Source organism: Ralstonia pickettii (genome assembly GCF_030582395.1).
GTDB lineage: Bacteria > Pseudomonadota > Gammaproteobacteria > Burkholderiales > Burkholderiaceae > Ralstonia > Ralstonia pickettii_D.
In genome coordinates this window covers 2,875,633-2,894,891 of record NZ_CP104381.1, presented here as the reverse complement: position 1 = coordinate 2,894,891, position 19,259 = coordinate 2,875,633, and the positions used below count along the sequence as shown (strand labels likewise).

Here is a 19,259-nt window from a genome sequence, read left to right as displayed (position 1 = left end):
ATGACCGCCACCGCCCCGGCCCAAGCCTCTTTGGATGACCTGCTCGCCCGCATCGTGCGCGACGACGTTCGCGCCATGGGCGCGTACCACGTGCCCGACGCCACCGGCATGGTCAAGCTGGACGCGATGGAGAATCCGTATCCGCTGCCGGCGATGCTGCGCGACGCGTTGGGCAAGCGCCTGGCCGAAGTCGCGCTCAATCGCTACCCGGTGCCGACCGCCGACGCGCTCAAGGCGCAGCTCAAGCAGGTGATGCATGTGCCCGCCGGCGCCGAGGTACTGCTGGGCAACGGTTCGGACGAGATCATCAGCCTGATCGCCATTGCGGCGGCCAAGCCGGGCGCGACCGTGCTGGCGCCGGTGCCGGGTTTCGTGATGTACGCGATGTCGGCCCAGTTGCTGGGCCTGAACTTCGTCGGCGTGCCGCTCAAGGCGGACCTGACGCTCGACCGTGAAGCCATGCTGGTCGCCATGGCCGAGCACCAGCCTGCCGTCATCTATCTGGCGTATCCGAACAACCCGACCGGCAACCTGTTCGACGCAGCCGACATGGACGCGATCATCCGCGCCGCACGCGGCCCGGTCTGCCAGAGCCTGGTGGTGGTCGACGAGGCCTACCAGCCGTTCGCGCAACATAGCTGGATGCCGCGCCTGCGCGATTTCGATCACCTGTTGGTGATGCGCACCGTCTCCAAGCTGGGCTTGGCGGGCATTCGTCTGGGCTATGTAGCCGGGCACCCGAAGTGGATTGCCGAGCTGGACAAGGTGCGCCCGCCGTACAACATCAATGTGCTGACCGAGGCCACCGCCCAATTCATGCTCGAACACGTGGATGTGCTCGATGCCCAAGCAGCGACTTTGCGGGCCGAGCGTACCAAGCTGATCGACGCGCTGGCTGCGCTGCCGGGTGTTGAAGTCTTCCCGAGCGCCGCCAACTTCATCCTGGCGCGCGTACCCGATGCAGCGGGAGTGTTCGATCGCCTCCTAAAACGGCGGGTTCTCATCAAAAACGTCAGTAAAATGCACCCGTTGCTGGCCAACTGTCTGCGCGTGACGGTCAGCAACCCCGAAGAAAACGCGCAATTTATCGATGCCTTTGCCGCATCGATGCAGGAAGCCCCATGAGCCGCCGTGCCGAGGTCACTCGCAACACCTCTGAAACGCAGATCCGCGTCGCCCTTGATTTGGACGGCACGGGCAAGCAGACGCTGAACACCGGCGTCCCGTTCCTCGACCACATGCTCGACCAGATTGCCCGGCATGGCATGGTCGACCTGGACGTCTCGGCCACCGGCGACACCCATATCGACGATCACCACACCGTGGAAGACGTCGGCATCACGCTGGGCCAAGCCGTCGCCAAAGCCATTGGCGACAAGAAAGGCATCGTGCGCTACGGCCACAGCTACGTACCGCTGGACGAAGCGCTGTCGCGCGTGGTCATCGACTTCTCCGGCCGTCCGGGCCTGGAGTTCCACGTACCGTTCACGCGTGCACGCGTGGGCAACTTTGATGTGGACCTGTCCATCGAATTCTTCCGCGGGTTCGTCAACCATGCCGGCGTGACGCTGCATATCGACAACCTGCGCGGCGTCAACGCGCACCACCAGATCGAAACCGTGTTCAAGGCCTTCGGCCGCGCGCTGCGCATGGCGGTTGAAATCGATCCGCGCGCCGCCGGCACGATTCCGTCGACCAAGGGCGCCCTGTAAATCACCGCGTCGGCCTGGCCGCGCCTATCCGACTCCAAACCGGCCGCCGATCCGATGGATCTGACCAAAAGCTTTTTCTCGCTGCTCGCGCTGATCAATCCGATCGGGGCGATCCCGTTCTTCATCAGCCTGACTGAGAGCCAGACGGATGAGGAGAAGCGCCGGACCATCAAGGTCGCGTCGATTTCGGTGGCGATCGTGATTGGCCTGTCCGCATTGCTGGGCGAGCAGATCATCAGCTTTTTCGGGTTTTCGGTGGGTTCGCTGCAGGTCGGTGGCGGGATCATCATGATCATGATCGCGTTGAACATGCTCAATGCGCAGACCAGCCGCACCAAGGCCACGCCGGAAGAAGAAGACGAGGCCGGCGCCAAGGCCAGCATCGCGGTTGTACCGCTGGCGATTCCGCTGCTCACGGGCCCAGGCTCGATCAGCACGGTCATCGTCTATGCCGGCAAGACCAAGCACTGGTGGGACCTGCTTCTCCTTGCGGGTGTCGGTGTGGCGATCGCGGCCGTGGTCTGGATCGTGTTGCGCGCGGCCGAGCCGATTGCCCGTGTGATCGGTCGTACCGGCATCAACGTCGGTACGCGGTTGATGGGCCTGATTCTGGCGGCGCTGGCCGTGGAATTCATCGTTGACGGGCTGAAAACCCTGTTGCCCGTACTGAGGGCCTAAGTAAAGTCATGACTAAGATCGCAATCGTCGATTACGGCATGGGCAATCTGCGCTCCGTGGCGCAAGCCTTGATGGCCGTTGCTCCAGAGGCCGATGTGCGCATCAGTGCGCAAGCGGATGAAATTCGTTCGGCCGACCGCGTGGTGCTACCGGGGCAGGGCGCCATGCCCGATTGCATGGCCGCGTTCGACCAGTCCGGCCTGCGCGACGCTGTGCTCGAGGCATCGCGCAGCAAGCCGATACTCGGCGTATGCGTCGGCGAGCAGATGCTGCTGGAGCGCAGCACCGAGGCGCGCCCCGGGCAGCAATACACCGAAGGGCTGGGCCTCATCAAAGGCGATGTGGTCCGCTTTGATCTGGACGGCAAGTTGCAGCCGGACGGTTCGCGGTACAAAGTGCCCCAGATGGGTTGGAACCGCGTGCACCAGAGTCGTGCCCACGCTCTTTGGGAAGGTGTGCCGGACCAGAGCTACTTCTATTTCGTGCACAGCTACTACGCACGGCCTGCCAATGCGGACGAATCGGTCGGAGAGACCGAATACGGCGTGCGGTTTACCTGCGCCATCGCCCGGGATAATATTTTTGCAACACAGTTTCACCCGGAAAAAAGTGCGCAAGCCGGCCTGCAGATCTACCGGAATTTCGTGCACTGGAACCCGTGAAATCGGCCTCACAGTCGCAACTGAATCCCTTTTGCCCGTTTAACCCCTCCCTTTAAACTTTGTCGTTACGACTATGCTGCTCATCCCGGCCATCGACCTGAAGGACGGTCAGTGTGTGCGCCTCAAGCAAGGCGATATGGATCAAGCTACCGTGTTCTCGGAAGACCCTGCTGCCATGGCGCGGCATTGGGTCGAGCAGGGGGCGCGCCGCTTGCATCTTGTCGATCTGAATGGCGCTTTCGCGGGTAAGCCGCGTAACGAGGCGGCCGTCAAGGCGATCTTGGCCGAGGTGGGCGACGAGATTCCCGTGCAACTCGGCGGCGGCATCCGCGATCTGGGCACCATCGAGCGCTGGCTCGACGATGGCTTGTCGTACGTGATCATCGGCACGGCGGCGGTCAAGGACCCGGGATTTCTGCGGGACGCATGCACGGCGTTCGGCGGCCACATCATCGTCGGGCTCGATGCCAAGGACGGCAAGGTGGCGACCGACGGTTGGAGCAAGCTCTCGGGCCATGAAGTCGTTGACCTCGCCAAGAAGTACGAGGATTACGGCGTCGAAGGCATCATTTACACCGACATCGGCCGCGACGGCATGCTGCAGGGCATCAACATCGATGCCACCGTCAAGCTGGCGCAGTCGGTGAAGATTCCTGTCATTGCCAGCGGCGGCCTGTCGAACCTGAAGGACATCGACCACCTGTGCGCAGTCGAAGAGCATGGCGTGGAAGGCGTGATCTGTGGTCGCGCGATCTACTCCGGCGACCTGAACTTCAAGGAAGCGCAAGCCCTCGCGGACAAACTCGGCGCGGCCTGATCGTTGATCCAGCCGTGCACAACGGGCGCTCCGGCGTCCGACTCATCATGCTAGCCAAACGAATCATCCCCTGCCTGGACGTGACCAACGGCCGGGTGGTCAAGGGCGTCAACTTTGTCGAATTGCGCGACGCCGGCGACCCCGTAGAAATCGCACGCCGCTACGACGAGCAGGGCGCCGACGAAATCACCTTCCTCGACATCACGGCCACCTCCGACGGGCGCGACCTGATGCTGGGCATCATCGAAGCGGTGGCTTCGCAGGTGTTCATTCCGCTGACGGTGGGCGGCGGTGTGCGCGCGCTGGAAGACGTGCGCCGGCTGCTCAATGCCGGTGCGGACAAGATCAGCATGAACTCGTCGGCGGTGGCCAATCCGCAGCTGGTCTCTGACGCCAGCGCCCGCCATGGCGCGCAGTGCATCGTCGTGGCCATCGACGCCAAGAAGGTGTCGGCCGAAGGGGAAGCACCCCGCTGGGAAGTCTTCACGCACGGCGGCCGGAAAGGCACGGGCCTGGATGCCGTGGCATGGGCGCGTGAAATGGCGCAACGCGGCGCGGGCGAAATCCTGCTCACCAGCATGGATCGGGACGGCACCAAGGCCGGCTTCGATCTGGAGCTGACATGTGCGGTGTCGGACGCGGTGCCGGTGCCGGTCATCGCCTCGGGCGGCGTCGGCAACCTGCAGCATCTGGCTGACGGCATCCAGCGAGGTCACGCCGATGCGGTGCTGGCTGCCAGCATCTTCCATTACGGCGAATACACCGTCGGCCAAGCCAAGCAATTCATGGCAGAGCAGGGCATTCCAGTACGGATCGGACTATGAGCAAGAAGTGGCTGAACAAGGTCCACTGGGACGACAATGGCCTGGTGCCGGTGATTGTGCAGGAGCAGGGCAGCAATGACGTCCTGATGTTCGCCTTCATGAACCGCGAGGCGCTTCAGAAAACGGTGGAAACCGGCGAGGCCGTATTCTGGTCGCGCTCGCGCAAGCGTCTGTGGCATAAGGGCGAGGAGTCCGGTCACATCCAGAAAGTGCACGAAATCCGCCTCGACTGCGACGAAGACGTGGTCCTGCTGCGCGTCACCCAGGTCGGCGGCATCGCTTGCCACACGGGCCGCCACGCGTGCTTCTTCCAGAAGTTCGAGGGCAACGTGGAAGACGGCGATTGGCACACCGTCGAGCCCGTCCTCAAGAACCCTGACGACATCTACGCCGGCAAGCCCGGACACCATCATGAGTGACACCCTGCGCCGCCTGGGCGAGGTGCTTGAATCCCGCAAGCTCGCCAATGGCGGCGACCCGGAGAAGAGCTATATCGCGCGCCTCTTCAACAAAGGCGACGATGCGATCCTCAAGAAGATCGGCGAAGAAGCCACCGAGACCGTCATGGCCGCCAAGGACGCCCGCGCAGCAGGCATGACCGACGAGGCGCGCAGCAAGGTCGTCTACGAAGTGGCCGACCTGTGGTTTCACACGATGGTGCTGCTGTCGCATTTCGATCTCACGCCGGATGACGTAGTAAGCGAACTGGCGCGCCGCGAAGGGCTCTCCGGCCTGGAAGAGAAGGCGCTGCGCAAATCGCAGGCGCGCGACGCGGCGGGTGACTGACTACGGTGGCGAATCGTCGCAGGGAGGCAGCGTGGACAAATATGGAGCGGCAGTGGTGGTGACGGACGACGCGGAGCGCTTGGCAGGATTGCGTCGCCTGACGCATATCCTGTATGCCCTCTACGCCATTTTTTGGCTCACCGGCGGTATCACTGCATTGATTGCCATCATTGTCGGGTATGTTAAGCGTGACGATGTGCGCGGCACCCTGTATGAGTCGCACTTCCGCTGGCAGATCCGTTCGTTCTGGTGGTGCGTACTCTGGGGTGTTGTCGGCGTGCTGCTCATTCCCGTCGCCTTCATCGGCTTTGCCGTGCTGTGGGCTCTGGGCATCTGGATGCTGTATCGTATTGTGAAAGGTTGGCTGTATCTGAATGACAGCAAACCGATGTACGCAAATCCGTAAACTCAATCAATGGCGTCGCCACCGTTGCGATGCCACCAGGCGTATTTACGTGGGAGTAGGACATGGGTTCCTTTAGCATTTGGCATTGGCTGATCGTACTGGTCATCATCATGATGGTGTTCGGCACCAAGAAGCTGCGCAACATCGGTTCGGATCTGGGCAGCGCCGTGAAGGGCTTCAAGGACGGTATGCGCGAAGGGCAGGAAGACAAGCCCGCGGGTTCGCAACAACCGCAACAGACCGCCGGCCAGCCGCCGCGCGAGCTGCACGATTCGACGACGATCGACGTCGAAGCGCGCGACAAGTCCAAGCAAGGCTGAATACAGACGCCCGCTGACCGATGATCGATCTCGGCATTTCCAAGCTGGCGCTCATTGGCATGGTGGCGCTCGTCGTCATCGGGCCCGAGCGTCTGCCCAAGGTGGCGCGTACCGCTGGTGCCTTGCTTGGCCGCGCACAGCGCTACATTGCCGATGTGAAGGCCGAGGTCAGCCGCGAAATCGAGCTCGAGGAACTGCGCAAGATGCGCACCGACTTCGAGCAGGCCGCGCGCAATGTCGAGCAGACCATCCACCAGGAGGTCAGCAAACACACGACGGAGATCAACGAGCGCCTGAACGAGGCGCTGGGTGACCCGGCCCAGACGTCGACCTCCGCGCCCGACTGGCGCCCCGCGCCGGGCAAGTCGCGCAACGGCCGTAACAGCTGGCGCAACAAGCAGCTCTCGATGCCCAAGTGGTACCGCCAGAAGCAGGGCGTGCGCATGTGGGCGCAGTCGGGTGCGGCACGCGTCAAGCGCCATCGTCCGCCCATCGTTGCCGCACAGTCGCGTGCGCGCTCCTTCTTCGAATGATCTTCCGGGCGCGAGCCGTGTCTGCGGTGTCGCGTCCTGATTTCCCTTTCTCCCTCCCGACATGAGTGCCGCTCCGCTCGATCCGCAAGAGTCGCCCGAGGATGGCGCGCAGGAAACGTTCATTTCGCACCTGGTCGAATTGCGCGAGCGCATCGTCAAGGCGGGTGCCGGCGTGCTGCTGATCTTTCTGGGCCTGGTCTACTGGGCGCCCGATATATTCAATCTGTTTTCACGGCCGCTGATCCAGGCGTTGCCCAAGAACGGCCACATGATCGTCACCGACGTCACCGGCTCGTTCTTCGTGCCGATGAAGGTAACGCTGCTGGCTGCCTTCCTCATCGCACTGCCTTGGGTGCTATATCAAATCTGGCGTTTTGTAGCGCCGGGGCTGTACACGCACGAAAAGCGGATGATCATGCCGCTGGTGGTGAGCACTTATGTGCTGTTTCTGTGCGGCGTGGCGTTTGCATATTTCCTGGTCTTTCCGACGGTGTTCAAGGTGATGGCGCACTACAACGCGCCGCTGGGTGCAGAGATGTCCACCGACATCGACAAGTACCTGAGCTTCGCCATGACGACGTTCCTTGCCTTCGGCATCACGTTCGAAGTGCCGGTGGTGGTGATGGTGCTGGTGCGCTTTGGCATCGTGAGTCTGGAGAAGCTGCGGCAGGCGCGGCCGTACGTGGTGGTCGGCGCCTTCGTGATCGCCGCTGTTGTGACGCCGCCGGACGTGATGTCGCAGTTGCTGCTGGCGGTGCCGCTGTGGCTGCTGTATGAGCTGGGGCTGATCTTGGCGGCCATCTTCATCCGTAACACCACGGCACCGGAAAACAATCCCGAGCACCTGCCGGTGGTGAAGGACTGACCGACCGGCCCAGTATCAGCCAAAGAAAAAGGCAGCCGAGGCTGCCTTTTTTTGTTGCCGATGAATCGGCGGTTACTGCTGTTGCTTCAAGCGGCGTACAGCCAGAACTGTTCGCGCGGGAAGGTCAGCGCGTACTTGCCGTCGCTCGGCGCGCTGGCGGAGTAGGCGCGCAGGCCTGTGCCCGTTGCGCCGCTGTCGTCGGTGGCGCGGAAGAGGCATTCCCACCGGTCGCCCAAGTACATGCGCGTGGCGAGCGGCAGGTGGATGGTGTTGTCGGCATTGTCGATGCCCACCCGCACCTGTTCGAGCCGGATCACGCCGTGTGCTGAAGCACCCGGCTTCAGATCACCGCGCGCCACGCCCCATAGCGACCAACCTCCGGTTTCGTCCACCAGGCGGGCCATGCCATCACGCACTTCCGCGATCTTGCCGTTGACACGGTTGTTGCTGCCCATGAACTCGGCGGTGAAGAGCGTCTGCGGCGCGCCGTACATTTCTTCGGGCGTGCCTTGCTGTTCGATCACGCCGTTGTTGAGCAGCAGGATGCGATCGGACATGGCCATCGCTTCGCTCTGGTCGTGCGTGACCATCAGGGCCGACAGGCCCAGGCGGACGATCAGCTCGCGCAGGAACGCACGCGCTTCTTCGCGCAGCTTGGCGTCGAGGTTCGAGAGTGGCTCGTCGAGCAGGATCACGGGCGGGTTGTAGACCAGCGCACGGGCAATCGCCACGCGTTGCTGCTGGCCGCCGGAGAGCTGGCTCGGGAAACGCTCGCCCAGATGGCCGAGGCCCAGTTGCTGCAGCACGGCTTGTACGCGTTCCTTGATCTGCGAGGCGGGTGTCTTGCGCAGCTTGAGCGGGTAGGCGACGTTCTCCGCCACGGTCTTGTGCGGCCACAGCGCGTACGACTGGAACACCAGGCCCAGGTTGCGCCCTTCGGCCGGCACGTCGAGCTTCTTGGTGCCGTCGAACATGACCCGATCGCCGATCTGGACGGTCCCTTGACTGGCCTGTTCGAGGCCGGCGACTGCTCGCAGCAGCGTGGTCTTGCCCGAACCGGACGGGCCCAGCAGCGAGACGACCTCGCCCTTGTGCAGCTGCATCGAGACACCCTTGAGAACCGGGTTGTTGCCGTATTGCAGGTGCAGGTCGTTGACAGTGAGTTCAATCATGGAGCTTCACTCCGAAACGCAGTGCGATGCCGAGGCCGACGGCCACCAGCACGATATTGACGAAGGACAGCGCGGCAACGATATCGATGGCGCCGCCCGCCCACAGGGAAACCAGCATCGAGCCGATCGTCTCGGTGCCCGGCGACAGCAGATACACACCGGTCGAGTACTCGCGCTCGAAAATCAGGAAGATCAGCAGCCACGCGCCGAGCAGGCCGTAGCGCGTGAGCGGTACCGTCACGTCGCGCGTGGTGCGGGCGCGGGTGGCGCCGACCGAGCGTGCCGCCTCTTCCAGTTCCGGACCGACTTGCAGCAGCGCAGCCGAGATCAGCCGCAGGCCATATGCCAGCCACACGACCGTGTAGGCGATCCACACGCTGAAGATCGTGCTGCGCAGGTCGCGCAGGCTCGGCACGACGTTCTCGATGATCCAGTTGGCGAACGGCAGGCCGCTGTCGGTCAGGCCGGTCTCGATCCAGTTGGGCACGAACAGGAACACCCACAGGAACGCCAGGCCAGCCAGGAGACCCGGAATGGCACGGGGCACCAGCACGCTGTAATCGAGGAAGCGCGTCAAGCCATCCGGCTTGCGGTGCATGGCCAGGCCGATGCAGGTGTAGCAAGCCACCGCGATGGCGCCACCGATCACGCCGATCAGTACCGTGTTGACCATGGCGCGCAGGAATTGCGGCTGCGCGAAGATCTGCTGGAACGCGGTGGTCGAGAAGGCCTCCACCAGCGACACCCCTTCACCCCAGTTCGATACGAAGGCGCGCAGCGCGATGCCCGACAGCGGCACCACCACCGTCACGAAGAACCACAGCACCACGACAGCCCAGGCCGGCCAGCGCCACGAGCCCAGCGGCAGCGGGCGGCTGCGCGTGACCTTGCCCTTGACGGTGACGAAGCGGTTGGCCGAGCGCAGCATGTAGCGTTGCAGCAGCACCAGCGGGAACGTCACCATCACCAGGCAGACCGCCACCGCGGCCATCAGGTGATAGGCCGGCGTGCCGAGCTTGTTGGTCAGCTTGTACAGGTACGTGGCGAGCACCAGATGGCCTTCCGGATCGCCCAATACGAGCACCAGGCCGAAGACCTCGAAGCCCAGGAAGATCACCAGCACGGCTGCGTACAGCAGGGCCGGGCGCACCATGGGCAGGCTCACGTTGAGCGCCACCGACAGCGGCGATGCCCCCGCGATACGCGCGGCTTCTTCCACATCCGAACCGAGGCTGCGCAGCGCTGAAGAGACATACAGATACACGTGAGGCACGTGCGTCAGGCCCGCAATGATGATGATGCTGGTGAACGAATACACGTTCCACGGCGCACCGCCAAACAGGCTCTTGAACCACACGGTGTAGAAGCCCACCGGGCCGGCGGAAACCACGTAGCCGAACGCCAGCACCATCGGCGAGACGAACACCGGAATCATCAGTAGCGGTTCGAGAATGCGGCGGCCCGGCAGGTCCGAACGCACCATCAGGAACGCCAGGATGCCGCCCAGCGGTACTGAGATCACCGCCAGCCCGAGAGCGAGCGCGGCGGATTTCTCGAAGGCGTGCCAGAAGTCCGAATCCGTGAAGATGAAGCGATACGCATCCAGCCCCGCCAGCGCGTCGGGCATGAAGAACGGCGCAGAAAGAAAGCTCTGGTAGAAGATCAGCGCCAGCGGCGTGAAAATCGCCAGCGCGGTAAGCAGAATGACCACGCCGCGCGGCAAAGCCTGTCCCACACGCGTCCAGGGCGAGCGCTTGAGGGTGGCTTGGCGAGCGGCGGCACGGTCTTGCGCTAGAGAACGCATGGTGCCTCCAGAAGGAACCGGCGCCAGATACGGATGGCGCCGGCAGGTCGGTCAGATGATAGGTGTGCCGGTGAACTGCGGATCAGGTCTCAGATCAACGGCCGGCGGCGGTGCGCCATTGCTTGATGAAGTCCAGGCGCTTCTTGGGTTCCAGGAACGCCAGGATCGATTCGTCGACCGGAATCGGCTTGATGCTGTTGCCGAGAATCTTCTTCAGGCCGGCGGCGGTGGCTTCACCCGTCACGTCGTCCCGCAGCGAGTGCAGATCCGATTTGTTGGCGAGGATTTCCTGGCCGCGCTTGGACAGGATGTAGTCCAGCCAGAGCTTGGCCGCGTTCGGGTTCTTCGCCTTCTTGGCGATCATCGCCACGCGCGACACCACCAGCGTGTAGTCCTTCGGATAGACGATGCCGATCGACGGATCCTTCTTGGCGCGTGCAATCGCGTACGAACCGAGGATGTTGTACGCCACCAGGTTTTCTCCCGAGGCCACGCGCTCCATCATCGTGCCGGTCGAGGACTGCAGCACCAGGTTCGGGCCCACTGCCTTGACGAAGTCGAAGTACTGCGGCGAATCGAGATTGTCCTGCGCAGCCATCATGAAGCCCACGGCCGACTTCTCGATGTCGTACGTCGTGACCTTGTTCTTGAATCGCTCGGATTGGCTGGCGACCAGCTTGGCGAAGTCGGCGTGCGTTTGCGGCACTTCCGAATCCTTGATCAGGCGCTTGTTGTACAGGAACACGGCCGGCTCGTACGTGGTGCCGTAGGCCAGACCCTTGTAGACAGCCCACTTCGGCACGTTCGGCACTTCAGGCGAGTCGTACTTCATCGCGTAGGTCTGCGCCAGCTTGAGCTGCGAGTCCATCGACGAGTTCCACATCATGTCAGCGGAGGCGCCGCCGGCGGCCTGCTCACTGATGAAGCGGTTGTACAACTCGCTGCTGTTCATGTCGTTGTACTCCACCTTCACGCCCGGGTAGAGCGACTCGAAATCCTTGATCAGCGGATCGGCAGCCTTGGTGTCGGTCGTCGCATAGACCACCACCTTGCCTTCCTTCTTGGCGGCGGCGATGGTGTCGGCGTAGCTGGCGGGATAACCAGCCGGTACTTGTGCGAGGGCGGTGGTGCTGAGGGTCAGTGCGGCAGCGGCAATTGAAGCGAGAGCGGCGTGCGCGGGCGTAAAGCGGCCACGAAGCATGGGTTTGTCTCCTGTTTGCTTGTGATGGTGTGGGGCCGGCTACTTATGGCGTGGTGCGTGTAGCTCGGACGGATGGCCCCAGGTGCGGCGGATTATAGAAATCGCGCGCTTTCGTGACGCTTTCATTGCGGCTGCTGCATCGCAGCATGCTCGATGGACGCAGTTGCCCCCGCGAGCGGTACGCGGATGCGCGCCGACAAGCCGACGCCGCCGTGCGCGTTCGGCTCCCCATCGGCCAATTCGATGTGCCCGCCGCTACGCGCTGCATAGGCACGCGCGATGGCCAGTCCTAGGCCGGAGCCCTCGGCGGCATAACGGGCATCTTTGGGCGCGTCCTTGGGTTTACCCTGGCGACTTCCGCCCTCGTGTGCGCGGCGAAAACGCTGGAACGCATGCGCGCGCTCTTCTGCGCTCATGCCAGGCCCGGTGTCGTCCACGCAGACCAGTGCGGTATCGCCGTCAGCCGCTGCGCGCACGGTGATGCGGCCGCCCGCGGGCGTGTAGCGGATGGCGTTGTGCACGAGGTTGGAGAGCGACTCGCGCAGGAACGCCGGATAGCCGATGACGGGCAAGGGCATGAGGAGGCCGCCGTCGTCCCAGCCGAGATCCTGCTGCTTCTCGCGCGCCAGCGGCAGTGCGTCGACCACCACGTCGCGGGCCAATTCACCGAGGTCGAAGGTTTCAGCCGGCGCATCCTGCCCCGCATGCCGGGCGCGGGCGAGGGCGAGCAGCTGTGTGGTCAGCCGGTTCGTCGACTGCAGGCGCGCGATGATGGCAGACAGGCTTTCGCGCACGCGCGCCGGGTCGGTTTCGCGCAGGGCGTATTCGGCCTGCGTGAGCAGCACGGCCAGCGGCGTGCGCAACTGGTGCGACGCATCGGCAAGAAACTGGCTTTGCGCCTCCGCAAGTTCGGCGTAGCGATGAATGTGGTGGTTGATCGCGTCGACCAGCGGGCGGACTTCGGCGGGCACGTCCGTGGCATCGAGCGGGCGGAGGTCGTCCGACGCACGTACGCCGATGCTGCGAGCCAGGCGGCTGAGCGGCCGCAGCGCGACGGTTACGCCGAGCCACAACAGCGCGGCGCTGACCGCCACCAGTGCTGCATCGCGCAGCAGCGTACCGCGCCACACCGCCTGCTGCAGCGCGCGCCGCGTCTCGATGGTTTCCGCAACCTGGATGACGATGCGCGCCGGCAGCCCGGGCTGATACAGCGGCTTTGCCACGGCGGCCACGCGTACGGGCTCGTCGTGGTACGTCGCGTCGTAGAAGAGCGGGGTGTCGTTCTCCAGCCGCGTCACGGGCAGCGGCAGATCGTCGTAGCCGGTCAGCGCCGCTTCGGGCGCCTTGCCCGGCAAGGGCTCGAAAGCGACGCGGTAATAGACATTGCTCTGCGCGGTGGATTCGAACATGGACAACGCCACATACGGCACGTTGACCTGGACCTGCCCGCGCTCGATCGTCACGCCGTTCTCGATGGCGCGCACCGAGCCGAGCAGCGCGCGATCGTAGGCGCGATCGGTCGCGCCGCGCAGCGCCTGGTACGCCGAGACGATGTCGATGGCCAGCACACCCACCAGCCCCGGCAGCAGCAGCCAAAGCAACGTAAGTTTCAGGCTGCGCGGCAGCCGGAGCCGTGCGAGCCGCTGCATCACGCGCCGCTGTCGCCGGCGGCGGGCGCGTCGCCATCGCCGGCTTCAAGCATGTAGCCCAGCCCCCGCACGGTAACGATCTGTACGCCCATGCCCGCCAGCTTCTTGCGCAGGCGGTGCACCACCACCTCCACCGCGTCGGGGCTCGAATCACTGTCCAGGTTGAAGACCTTGTCGAATAGATGCACCTTGCTGATCGGCTGGCCGGTCTTGTGCAGCAGCGCGGACAGCGCGGCGTGCTCACGCGGCGTGAGCGCCAGCGGCTCGCCCGACAGCAGGAATGCCTTGCGTCCGGTGTCGAACTCCAGGGGCCCGCAACGCAGACGCGGAAACGCCCGGCCGCGGCTGCGGCGGATGAGCGCCATCAACCGCGCTTCCAGTTCCGACAGCGCGAACGGTTTGGTGAGGAAGTCATCTGCGCCCGCATTGAGCCCGCGCACACGCTCGTCCAGCGCGCCCTGGGCGGTGAGGATCAACACCGGCGTGCGGTCGTCGCGCGCGCGCATGTCGGCCAGCACGGCAAAGCCATCCTTGCGCGGCAGGCGCAGGTCGAGCACCACCGCATCAAATTCTCCTGAGCCGAGAAAGGCTTCGGCGATAACGCCATCGGCAGCACGCTCGATCACGAAGCCGCTTTGTGCCAGCGCGCGCGCCAGCCATGCGGCCAATTCGTCCTCATCCTCCACCAGCAAAATCCGCATCGGGTGTCTCTCAATATCGTTCTGGCTACTTTTTCATGATAATGCGTGGCGCCCGTATCTCGATTTCCCTGTCCACGTGATGCGGCTCCAGTTGCGCTTCAACCGGCATGTCGTCCATTCCAAATCCCCGTCGCCGCTGGCTCCGTCAGACCGCCGCATTGCTGGCTGCCAGCGGCGTGGCCGCGCCAGGGGCGCATGGCCAGTGGCTGACCCGATCGACGCCAGAGTTGCCGGCGTACTATCCGCGCGACTACGGCGCGATGATCGACGCCGCGCGCCGCGAAGGCCGTGTGACGGTGTATTCGACGACGGATTTCTCCGCCGCGTACCCGGTCATTCGCGCCTTCGAAACGCGCTACCCCGGGATCACCGTCGACTACCGTGAGCAGAACAGCGACGACATCTACCGGCGCTTCCTCGCTGAATTCGCCGCCAAGTCGCCGGGCGCCGACGTTGTCTGGAGTTCGGCCATGCCCGAACAGTTCAAGCTCGTGAACGACGGCCACGCACTTCCTTACGCATCGCCCGAGCGGCCTTACCTGCCATCGTGGGCGATCTGGAAGAACGAGGCGTACGGCACGAGCTACGAGCCGGTCGTCTTTGTCTACAACACGCGGCAGCTACCGCCGGAGTTGATCCCATCGACCCATGCCGACTTCGCTCGCATTCTGAACAGCCATCGTGACTTGCTGCGTGGTCGGGTCGCCTCCTACGACATCGAGCACTCCGGTTCCGCCTTCCTGTTCGCCGCCGAAGATGCGCGCACAACGCCGGTGTTCTGGGATGTTGCCAAGGCATTGGGTGGGGTCAACGTCAACCTGTACATCACCACGGCCGCGATGCTGGAGCGCGTCGCCTCCGGCGAAAGCCTGCTCGCGTACGACGTGATCGGCTCTTACGCCGCGCGTTACGCCGATCGCAATCCGGCGCTCGCCATCAAGATGCCGACCGACTACACGCTGGTCGCGACGCGGGTCGCCTTTATCGCGCGGCGCGCCGCCCGCCCGAATGCCGCGCGCCTCTGGCTCGACTTCATGCTCTCGCGCGACGGCCAGAGCGTGATGGCGGATCGCGCGTTCTTGTTTTCGCTGCGCCAGGACGTTGAGACGGGGCTCACTGCGAAGCGCCTGCTCGCCGAGCTTGGCAACACGCATCGGCCGATTCCGGTCGGTCCGGGTTTACTCGCCCATCAAGATCAGCTTCGCCGTGCCGATTTCCTCAAACGATGGCGTCTCGCACTCGGCCGATAAAAGATAATTAAAAAGCACTTTCCGCTTTAACGTGGCGCGAAGGCGACAAATCAAAGCTGCCGGCGACTGCCAAATTTGGTGCTCGGGAAGAGGGGCGCAATCGCCCGCCAGCCCCTGTGCCACCGCGCAAAACGCGGGTTGCGCCCCCCTCCCAGAGGGGCTCGGCGCGTGTTGCCCATGAGCAACAACTTGGCCGCAAATCGTGGCCCAGAGCCAGAAAGGGTTTCCGGAATCCGTCAACGCTGGCACATAATGCGGTCAGACGTGAGGTATCTGCGTCGTCCATAAGGACAGTCAAGATTTCCCAATCAGTTGACAAGGAAAGTGTCGATATGAAGATGAAACTGTTTGCAGCTGCTGTGGCAGCTCTGGCCGCCGGTGGCGCCTATGCACAATCCTCCGTGACCCTGTACGGCGTGGTCGACGCTGGTCTGACGTACGCAAACAAGGTGCCGAACGGCAACGGCGGCGGTAGCTCGCGCGTTGGCCTGGATTCGGGCGGTCTGTCGGGCTCGCGTTGGGGCCTGCGTGGTGTTGAAGACCTGGGCGGTGGTCTGAAGGGTATCTTCAACCTGGAAAGTGGCTTCAGCATCGACGACGGCAAGTCGGCCCAAGGTGGCCGCCTGTTCGGTCGTAACGCTTACGTTGGTTTGCAAGGCCAGTGGGGTCAACTGACCCTGGGTCGTCAGCAGAACCTGCTGTATGACTTCTCGCTGATCTATGACCCGATGGCAATCGCCACGCGCTACTCGCTGGCTTCGCAAGACGCTTATTTCTCGGCCCGTTCGGACAATTCGGTCAAGTACATCGGTACGTTTGGTGGCCTCAGCGTCTCCGCTCTGTACGCGTTTAACCGCGACGGCAACGAGCAAGCTGGCCTGAGCAAGCTCGGCCGCGAGTGGAGCCTGGGTGCGAACTATGCTGGTGGCCCGTTTGGCCTGGGCGTAGTGTATGACCAGTCGAACGGCACGGCTGCCCCGACCGCTACGTCGGCAGGTACGGCTGACCAGAAGGAACAACGCGCTACGATCGCTGGTACGTATGCTTTCGGCCCCGCCAAGCTGTACGCTGGCTATCGTTGGTACAAGGCTAACTTCGCAACTGTTGCTGGCAACGGCGAACTGCGTTCGAACCTGTACTGGGCTGGCCTGGGTTACCAAGCTACGCCGGCGCTGTCGCTGACCGGTACGGCTTACTACCAACAGTTCAAGAACGCTACCGGCGGCAACCCGTGGCTGTTCGTGGTCGGCACCGACTACGCTCTGTCGAAGCGCACCGACGCATACTTCAACGTGGCCTATGCCAAGAACAGCAGCGGCTCGGGTCTGGGTGTGCTGGGTCTGAACAACAGCGCGTATCCGCAGAGCCTGACCGGCGCTTCTTCGGCAACGACGGCTGACCAAGTGTTCTCGAACACGGGTAACAGCAACAACCAATTCGGCGCTACCGTTGGTATCCGCCACAAGTTCTAATTTGACGCGCTCGTAAGAGCGCATCGAATTAAACGGCTAAACGCCGATCCCGAAAGGGGTCGGCGTTTTTCTTTGTGTGAATGATTTGCAGTGCGCATGCACCCCTGAAGCGCTGCCTCTGCTGGGCTTGCTTCGCGTGCAAGCTTTGACCGGCGGTTGGAGTGTAGGCGAGACAATGGCGGGGGCGTCGCACTTACTGCTTGCTCTGCGCCGGCATAGGTTCAGGGGGCATCCAGCAGGTCGAGACGAAAGTAACTGGACGCAGCGCTGCTGTTGGTACGTCGGATCGCTTGGTAAGTGTAGAGCTGCAGATTGCCAGCGCTCCCCAGCGTACCGGCTTGCCGCTCAAGCGTGCAGGCAAAAAAAACGGCGGCACATTGGCCGCCGTTTGCGTATTCCGAAACCTGCAGCTTACTACTGTGGTTCTTCGTCGTCCTGCGAGGGCATCGGCACGTTGCGACGCGTAGGCGCGGGCCGTTTGCCGACAACAATGGTCAGTTCCACTGCCTTGCCCTTGCGCGACACGGTCACCTTGGCTTCTGCGCCGGGTTTCAGCTGCGCGATGCTGTTGAGCAGCGCCGTCGTATCCAGGATCGGCTCACCGTTCACGCTGGTGAGAATGTCCCCCGGGCGCAGGCCCGCCTTGTCTGCGGGGCCGCCTTGGACCACGGCGGCAATCAGCGCGCCATCCTTGCGTGACAAGCCAAACGATTCGGCAATTTCTGGCGTTACATCCTGCGGCTCCACACCAATCCAACCGCGGACCACGCTTCCGGTCGAGATGATCGACTCCATCACCTGTTTGGCCAGCGATACCGGAATCGCGAAGCCGATGCCGAGCGAGCCGCCCGAGCGCGAGTAGATCGCTGTGTTGATCCCGAGGAGGTTGCCGTCAGCGTCGACGAGCGCACCCCCCGAGTTGCCGGGGTTGATCGCGGCGTCGGTCTGGATGAAGTTCTCGAAGGTGTTGATGCCCAAATGGCTGCGGCCCAGCGCGGAGACAATACCCATCGTCACCGTCTGGCCCACGCCGAACGGGTTGCCAATCGCCAGCACCACGTCGCCCACGCGCACGTTCTCCAGCCGGCCCAGCGTAATGGCGGGCAGATTCGGCAGATTGATCTTGAGAACGGCCAGGTCGGTCTCGGGATCGGAGCCGACCACCTTTGCGTTGGCCTTCCGGCCGTCGGTCAGGGCGACCTCGATTTCGTCAGCGCCGTCCACCACGTGGTGGTTCGTTAGAATGTAGCCTTCTGAACTGACGATCACGCCTGAGCCGAGGCTGGCCGTGGGTTCCTGGCGCTGCTCGGGGGCGCGGTCGCCGAAGAAGAAGCGAAACCACGGATCGGCGCTGGCTTGAGGGTTGGTGCCACGCTTCGGCGCGTTTTTGCTGCTGAAGATGTTAACCACCGCCGGCATCGCGACCTTGGCCGCTTCTGCGTAGGAGTTGCTGGAGGTGCCGCCGTGGCCGACCGGCGCGACTTCCTTCAGCGCGACGATGGGCGAGCCGGATTGCACTGCGACCTTGCCGCGCTGCAGCCAGTCAGGCTTGAGCGTGGCGATCACAAACCATACGGCCAGAACGACCGTGACGGCTTGCGCAAAAAACAGCCAAAAGCGGCGCAACATAGGGCGAAATTGAGTCCAAATGGATCGAAAAGAACTTGAATTGTACTTGAACGACCTGTTGCAGGCGGCCCGTTTTCGGGACTATTGCCCCAATGGTCTGCAGGTGCAAGGGCGCGAAAGCGTTACCCATATCGTGACGGGCGTGACGGCCAGCCTGGCCTTGATCGAGGCTGCCGTCGCAGCCCGTGCGGACGCCATCCTCGTGCATCATGGTTACTTCTGGAAGGGCGAGGATGGTCGTGTCGTCGGGCAGAAGCATGCGCGCTTGAAGCAACTTCTCACGCACGATCTCAACCTGTTCGCATATCACTTGCCGCTCGATGCGCACCCTGAGCTTGGCAACAACGCGCAGCTAGCGGCCTTGCTGGGCATCGCGCCCCAAGGCCGGTTCGGCGACGATGAACTGGGTTGGATTGGCGCGCTCGCCGCACCGACCACGCTGCGTGCCTTTGCGCAGACGGTGTCGGCAAGGCTCAACCGGGTGCCGCTCGTGATCGGTGAGGAGGATCGTCCGGTGCGTACAGTCGGCTGGTGCACTGGCGGGGCGCAAGGCTGGTTTGATGCTGCGGTGGCTGCTGGTGTAGACGTGTATTTGAGCGGTGAGGCTTCGGAGCAGACCACGCATCTCGCGCGTGAATCGGGTGTTGCATATATCGGCGCTGGCCACCACGCCACTGAACGCGGCGGCGTCCAGGCGCTCGGCAACCACCTCGCCGAGCGCTTTGGCATACGCCACACCTTCATCGATATCCCGAATCCGGTGTGATCGGACGTGTGA

At 63.4% G+C, this 19,259-nt stretch carries 21 protein-coding genes; 15 read left to right on the top strand and 6 right to left on the bottom strand.

Translation table 11 applies throughout. The annotated features are described in order from the left end of the window. From hisC to tatC, 12 genes are all read left to right on the top strand, one after another. Nucleotides 1-1,125, top strand: a complete 1,125-nt coding sequence (gene hisC / locus N5B55_RS13975) for a histidinol-phosphate transaminase (protein ID WP_065856230.1) — start codon at nt 1-3, stop codon at nt 1,123-1,125. Beyond that, nucleotides 1,122-1,712, top strand: a complete 591-nt coding sequence (hisB, locus tag N5B55_RS13970; RefSeq protein ID WP_004634601.1) for an imidazoleglycerol-phosphate dehydratase HisB — start codon at nt 1,122-1,124, stop codon at nt 1,710-1,712. The genes hisC and hisB overlap by 4 nt, the downstream gene beginning before the upstream one ends. 54 nt (nt 1,713-1,766) lie before the next feature. Continuing rightward, nucleotides 1,767-2,390, top strand: coding sequence for a MarC family protein (locus tag N5B55_RS13965; protein WP_009241941.1), 624 nt, complete (start codon nt 1,767-1,769; stop codon nt 2,388-2,390). A gap of 8 nt (nt 2,391-2,398) precedes the next feature. Then, the gene (hisH, locus tag N5B55_RS13960; protein ID WP_304538473.1) at nt 2,399-3,052 is read left to right on the top strand and encodes an imidazole glycerol phosphate synthase subunit HisH; all 654 of its coding nucleotides are present in this window, start codon (nt 2,399-2,401) and stop codon (nt 3,050-3,052) included. A 73-nt stretch (nt 3,053-3,125) separates the two neighbouring features. Next, nucleotides 3,126-3,869, top strand: coding sequence for a 1-(5-phosphoribosyl)-5-[(5-phosphoribosylamino)methylideneamino]imidazole-4-carboxamide isomerase (gene hisA, locus N5B55_RS13955; protein WP_004634607.1), 744 nt, complete (start codon nt 3,126-3,128; stop codon nt 3,867-3,869). A 47-nt stretch (nt 3,870-3,916) separates the two neighbouring features. Next, nucleotides 3,917-4,693 carry an imidazole glycerol phosphate synthase subunit HisF gene (gene hisF, locus N5B55_RS13950; RefSeq protein ID WP_065856227.1) on the top strand — a complete coding sequence of 259 codons (777 nt, stop codon included), beginning with the start codon at nt 3,917-3,919 and terminating at the stop codon, nt 4,691-4,693. Further along, entirely contained in the window at nt 4,690-5,112 is a 423-nt protein-coding gene (hisI, locus tag N5B55_RS13945) for a phosphoribosyl-AMP cyclohydrolase (RefSeq protein WP_065856224.1), read from the top strand. The genes hisF and hisI overlap by 4 nt, the downstream gene beginning before the upstream one ends. Beyond that, nucleotides 5,105-5,479, top strand: coding sequence for a phosphoribosyl-ATP diphosphatase (locus N5B55_RS13940; protein WP_065856222.1), 375 nt, complete (start codon nt 5,105-5,107; stop codon nt 5,477-5,479). The genes hisI and N5B55_RS13940 overlap by 8 nt, the downstream gene beginning before the upstream one ends. A 31-nt stretch (nt 5,480-5,510) precedes the next feature. After that, a complete protein-coding gene (locus tag N5B55_RS13935) occupies nt 5,511-5,885 on the top strand; it encodes a DUF4870 family protein (protein WP_027680224.1) in 375 nt (124 codons plus the stop codon). A gap of 62 nt (nt 5,886-5,947) precedes the next feature. Next, the gene (gene tatA / locus N5B55_RS13930) at nt 5,948-6,205 is read left to right on the top strand and encodes a Sec-independent protein translocase subunit TatA (RefSeq protein WP_009241947.1); all 258 of its coding nucleotides are present in this window, start codon (nt 5,948-5,950) and stop codon (nt 6,203-6,205) included. 20 nt (nt 6,206-6,225) lie between these two features. Next, nucleotides 6,226-6,738, top strand: coding sequence for a Sec-independent protein translocase protein TatB (gene tatB / locus N5B55_RS13925; RefSeq protein WP_009241948.1), 513 nt, complete (start codon nt 6,226-6,228; stop codon nt 6,736-6,738). 61 nt (nt 6,739-6,799) lie between these two features. After that, nucleotides 6,800-7,603 (top strand): twin-arginine translocase subunit TatC, encoded by an 804-nt coding sequence (gene tatC, locus N5B55_RS13920; RefSeq protein WP_009241949.1) that lies wholly within the window; start codon nt 6,800-6,802, stop codon nt 7,601-7,603. Nucleotides 7,604-7,689: 86 nt separating this feature from the next. On the opposite strand, the gene N5B55_RS13915 is transcribed toward tatC, so the two are convergent. From N5B55_RS13915 to N5B55_RS13895, 5 genes are all read right to left on the bottom strand, one after another. Next, a complete protein-coding gene (locus N5B55_RS13915; RefSeq protein ID WP_304538472.1) occupies nt 7,690-8,775 on the bottom strand; it encodes an ABC transporter ATP-binding protein in 1,086 nt (361 codons plus the stop codon). Next, nucleotides 8,768-10,579, bottom strand: a complete 1,812-nt coding sequence (locus N5B55_RS13910; protein ID WP_012763117.1) for an ABC transporter permease — start codon at nt 10,577-10,579, stop codon at nt 8,768-8,770. The genes N5B55_RS13915 and N5B55_RS13910 overlap by 8 nt, the downstream gene beginning before the upstream one ends. 94 nt (nt 10,580-10,673) lie before the next feature. Further along, nucleotides 10,674-11,780 carry an ABC transporter substrate-binding protein gene (locus N5B55_RS13905; protein ID WP_154208642.1) on the bottom strand — a complete coding sequence of 369 codons (1,107 nt, stop codon included), beginning with the start codon at nt 11,778-11,780 and terminating at the stop codon, nt 10,674-10,676. A 122-nt stretch (nt 11,781-11,902) separates the two neighbouring features. Beyond that, nucleotides 11,903-13,429, bottom strand: a complete 1,527-nt coding sequence (locus N5B55_RS13900) for a sensor histidine kinase (RefSeq protein WP_304538470.1) — start codon at nt 13,427-13,429, stop codon at nt 11,903-11,905. Next, nucleotides 13,429-14,130, bottom strand: a complete 702-nt coding sequence (locus tag N5B55_RS13895) for a response regulator (RefSeq protein ID WP_065856217.1) — start codon at nt 14,128-14,130, stop codon at nt 13,429-13,431. The genes N5B55_RS13900 and N5B55_RS13895 overlap by 1 nt, the downstream gene beginning before the upstream one ends. Before the next feature lie 107 nt (nt 14,131-14,237). Between N5B55_RS13895 and N5B55_RS13890 the strand changes: the two genes are divergently transcribed. Both N5B55_RS13890 and N5B55_RS13885 read left to right on the top strand, forming a co-directional pair. Then, nucleotides 14,238-15,380, top strand: coding sequence for an ABC transporter substrate-binding protein (locus tag N5B55_RS13890; protein WP_304538469.1), 1,143 nt, complete (start codon nt 14,238-14,240; stop codon nt 15,378-15,380). 332 nt (nt 15,381-15,712) lie between these two features. Further along, the gene (locus N5B55_RS13885; RefSeq protein ID WP_304538467.1) at nt 15,713-16,852 is read left to right on the top strand and encodes a porin; all 1,140 of its coding nucleotides are present in this window, start codon (nt 15,713-15,715) and stop codon (nt 16,850-16,852) included. A 414-nt stretch (nt 16,853-17,266) separates the two neighbouring features. Here N5B55_RS13885 and N5B55_RS13880 read toward each other — a convergent pair whose 3' ends face one another. Then, the gene (locus N5B55_RS13880; protein WP_304538466.1) at nt 17,267-18,481 is read right to left on the bottom strand and encodes a Do family serine endopeptidase; all 1,215 of its coding nucleotides are present in this window, start codon (nt 18,479-18,481) and stop codon (nt 17,267-17,269) included. Nucleotides 18,482-18,500: 19 nt separating this feature from the next. Between N5B55_RS13880 and N5B55_RS13875 the strand changes: the two genes are divergently transcribed. Then, nucleotides 18,501-19,247 carry a Nif3-like dinuclear metal center hexameric protein gene (locus tag N5B55_RS13875; protein WP_154208636.1) on the top strand — a complete coding sequence of 249 codons (747 nt, stop codon included), beginning with the start codon at nt 18,501-18,503 and terminating at the stop codon, nt 19,245-19,247. The last annotated feature ends 12 nt before the right edge of the window (nt 19,248-19,259 follow it).

What these genes read in the sequence shown, in the direction of transcription:
- N5B55_RS13885 (WP_304538467.1), top strand. Translation starts at nt 15,713, where the DNA reads ATGAAGATGAAACTGTTTGCAGCTGCTGTGGCAGCTCTGGCCGCCGGT.
- hisF (WP_065856227.1), top strand. Translation starts at nt 3,917, where the DNA reads ATGCTAGCCAAACGAATCATCCCCTGCCTGGACGTGACCAACGGCCGG.
- tatB (WP_009241948.1), top strand. Translation starts at nt 6,226, where the DNA reads ATGATCGATCTCGGCATTTCCAAGCTGGCGCTCATTGGCATGGTGGCG.
- N5B55_RS13900 (WP_304538470.1), bottom strand. Translation starts at nt 13,429, where the DNA reads ATGCAGCGGCTCGCACGGCTCCGGCTGCCGCGCAGCCTGAAACTTACG.
- N5B55_RS13915 (WP_304538472.1), bottom strand. Translation starts at nt 8,775, where the DNA reads ATGATTGAACTCACTGTCAACGACCTGCACCTGCAATACGGCAACAAC.
- tatC (WP_009241949.1), top strand. Translation starts at nt 6,800, where the DNA reads ATGAGTGCCGCTCCGCTCGATCCGCAAGAGTCGCCCGAGGATGGCGCG.
- hisH (WP_304538473.1), top strand. Translation starts at nt 2,399, where the DNA reads ATGACTAAGATCGCAATCGTCGATTACGGCATGGGCAATCTGCGCTCC.
- N5B55_RS13940 (WP_065856222.1), top strand. Translation starts at nt 5,105, where the DNA reads ATGAGTGACACCCTGCGCCGCCTGGGCGAGGTGCTTGAATCCCGCAAG.
- hisI (WP_065856224.1), top strand. Translation starts at nt 4,690, where the DNA reads ATGAGCAAGAAGTGGCTGAACAAGGTCCACTGGGACGACAATGGCCTG.
- hisC (WP_065856230.1), top strand. Translation starts at nt 1, where the DNA reads ATGACCGCCACCGCCCCGGCCCAAGCCTCTTTGGATGACCTGCTCGCC.
- N5B55_RS13905 (WP_154208642.1), bottom strand. Translation starts at nt 11,780, where the DNA reads ATGCTTCGTGGCCGCTTTACGCCCGCGCACGCCGCTCTCGCTTCAATT.
- N5B55_RS13910 (WP_012763117.1), bottom strand. Translation starts at nt 10,579, where the DNA reads ATGCGTTCTCTAGCGCAAGACCGTGCCGCCGCTCGCCAAGCCACCCTC.
- N5B55_RS13880 (WP_304538466.1), bottom strand. Translation starts at nt 18,481, where the DNA reads ATGTTGCGCCGCTTTTGGCTGTTTTTTGCGCAAGCCGTCACGGTCGTT.
- N5B55_RS13875 (WP_154208636.1), top strand. Translation starts at nt 18,501, where the DNA reads ATGGATCGAAAAGAACTTGAATTGTACTTGAACGACCTGTTGCAGGCG.
- N5B55_RS13890 (WP_304538469.1), top strand. Translation starts at nt 14,238, where the DNA reads ATGTCGTCCATTCCAAATCCCCGTCGCCGCTGGCTCCGTCAGACCGCC.
- hisB (WP_004634601.1), top strand. Translation starts at nt 1,122, where the DNA reads ATGAGCCGCCGTGCCGAGGTCACTCGCAACACCTCTGAAACGCAGATC.
- N5B55_RS13965 (WP_009241941.1), top strand. Translation starts at nt 1,767, where the DNA reads ATGGATCTGACCAAAAGCTTTTTCTCGCTGCTCGCGCTGATCAATCCG.
- hisA (WP_004634607.1), top strand. Translation starts at nt 3,126, where the DNA reads ATGCTGCTCATCCCGGCCATCGACCTGAAGGACGGTCAGTGTGTGCGC.
- N5B55_RS13895 (WP_065856217.1), bottom strand. Translation starts at nt 14,130, where the DNA reads ATGCGGATTTTGCTGGTGGAGGATGAGGACGAATTGGCCGCATGGCTG.
- tatA (WP_009241947.1), top strand. Translation starts at nt 5,948, where the DNA reads ATGGGTTCCTTTAGCATTTGGCATTGGCTGATCGTACTGGTCATCATC.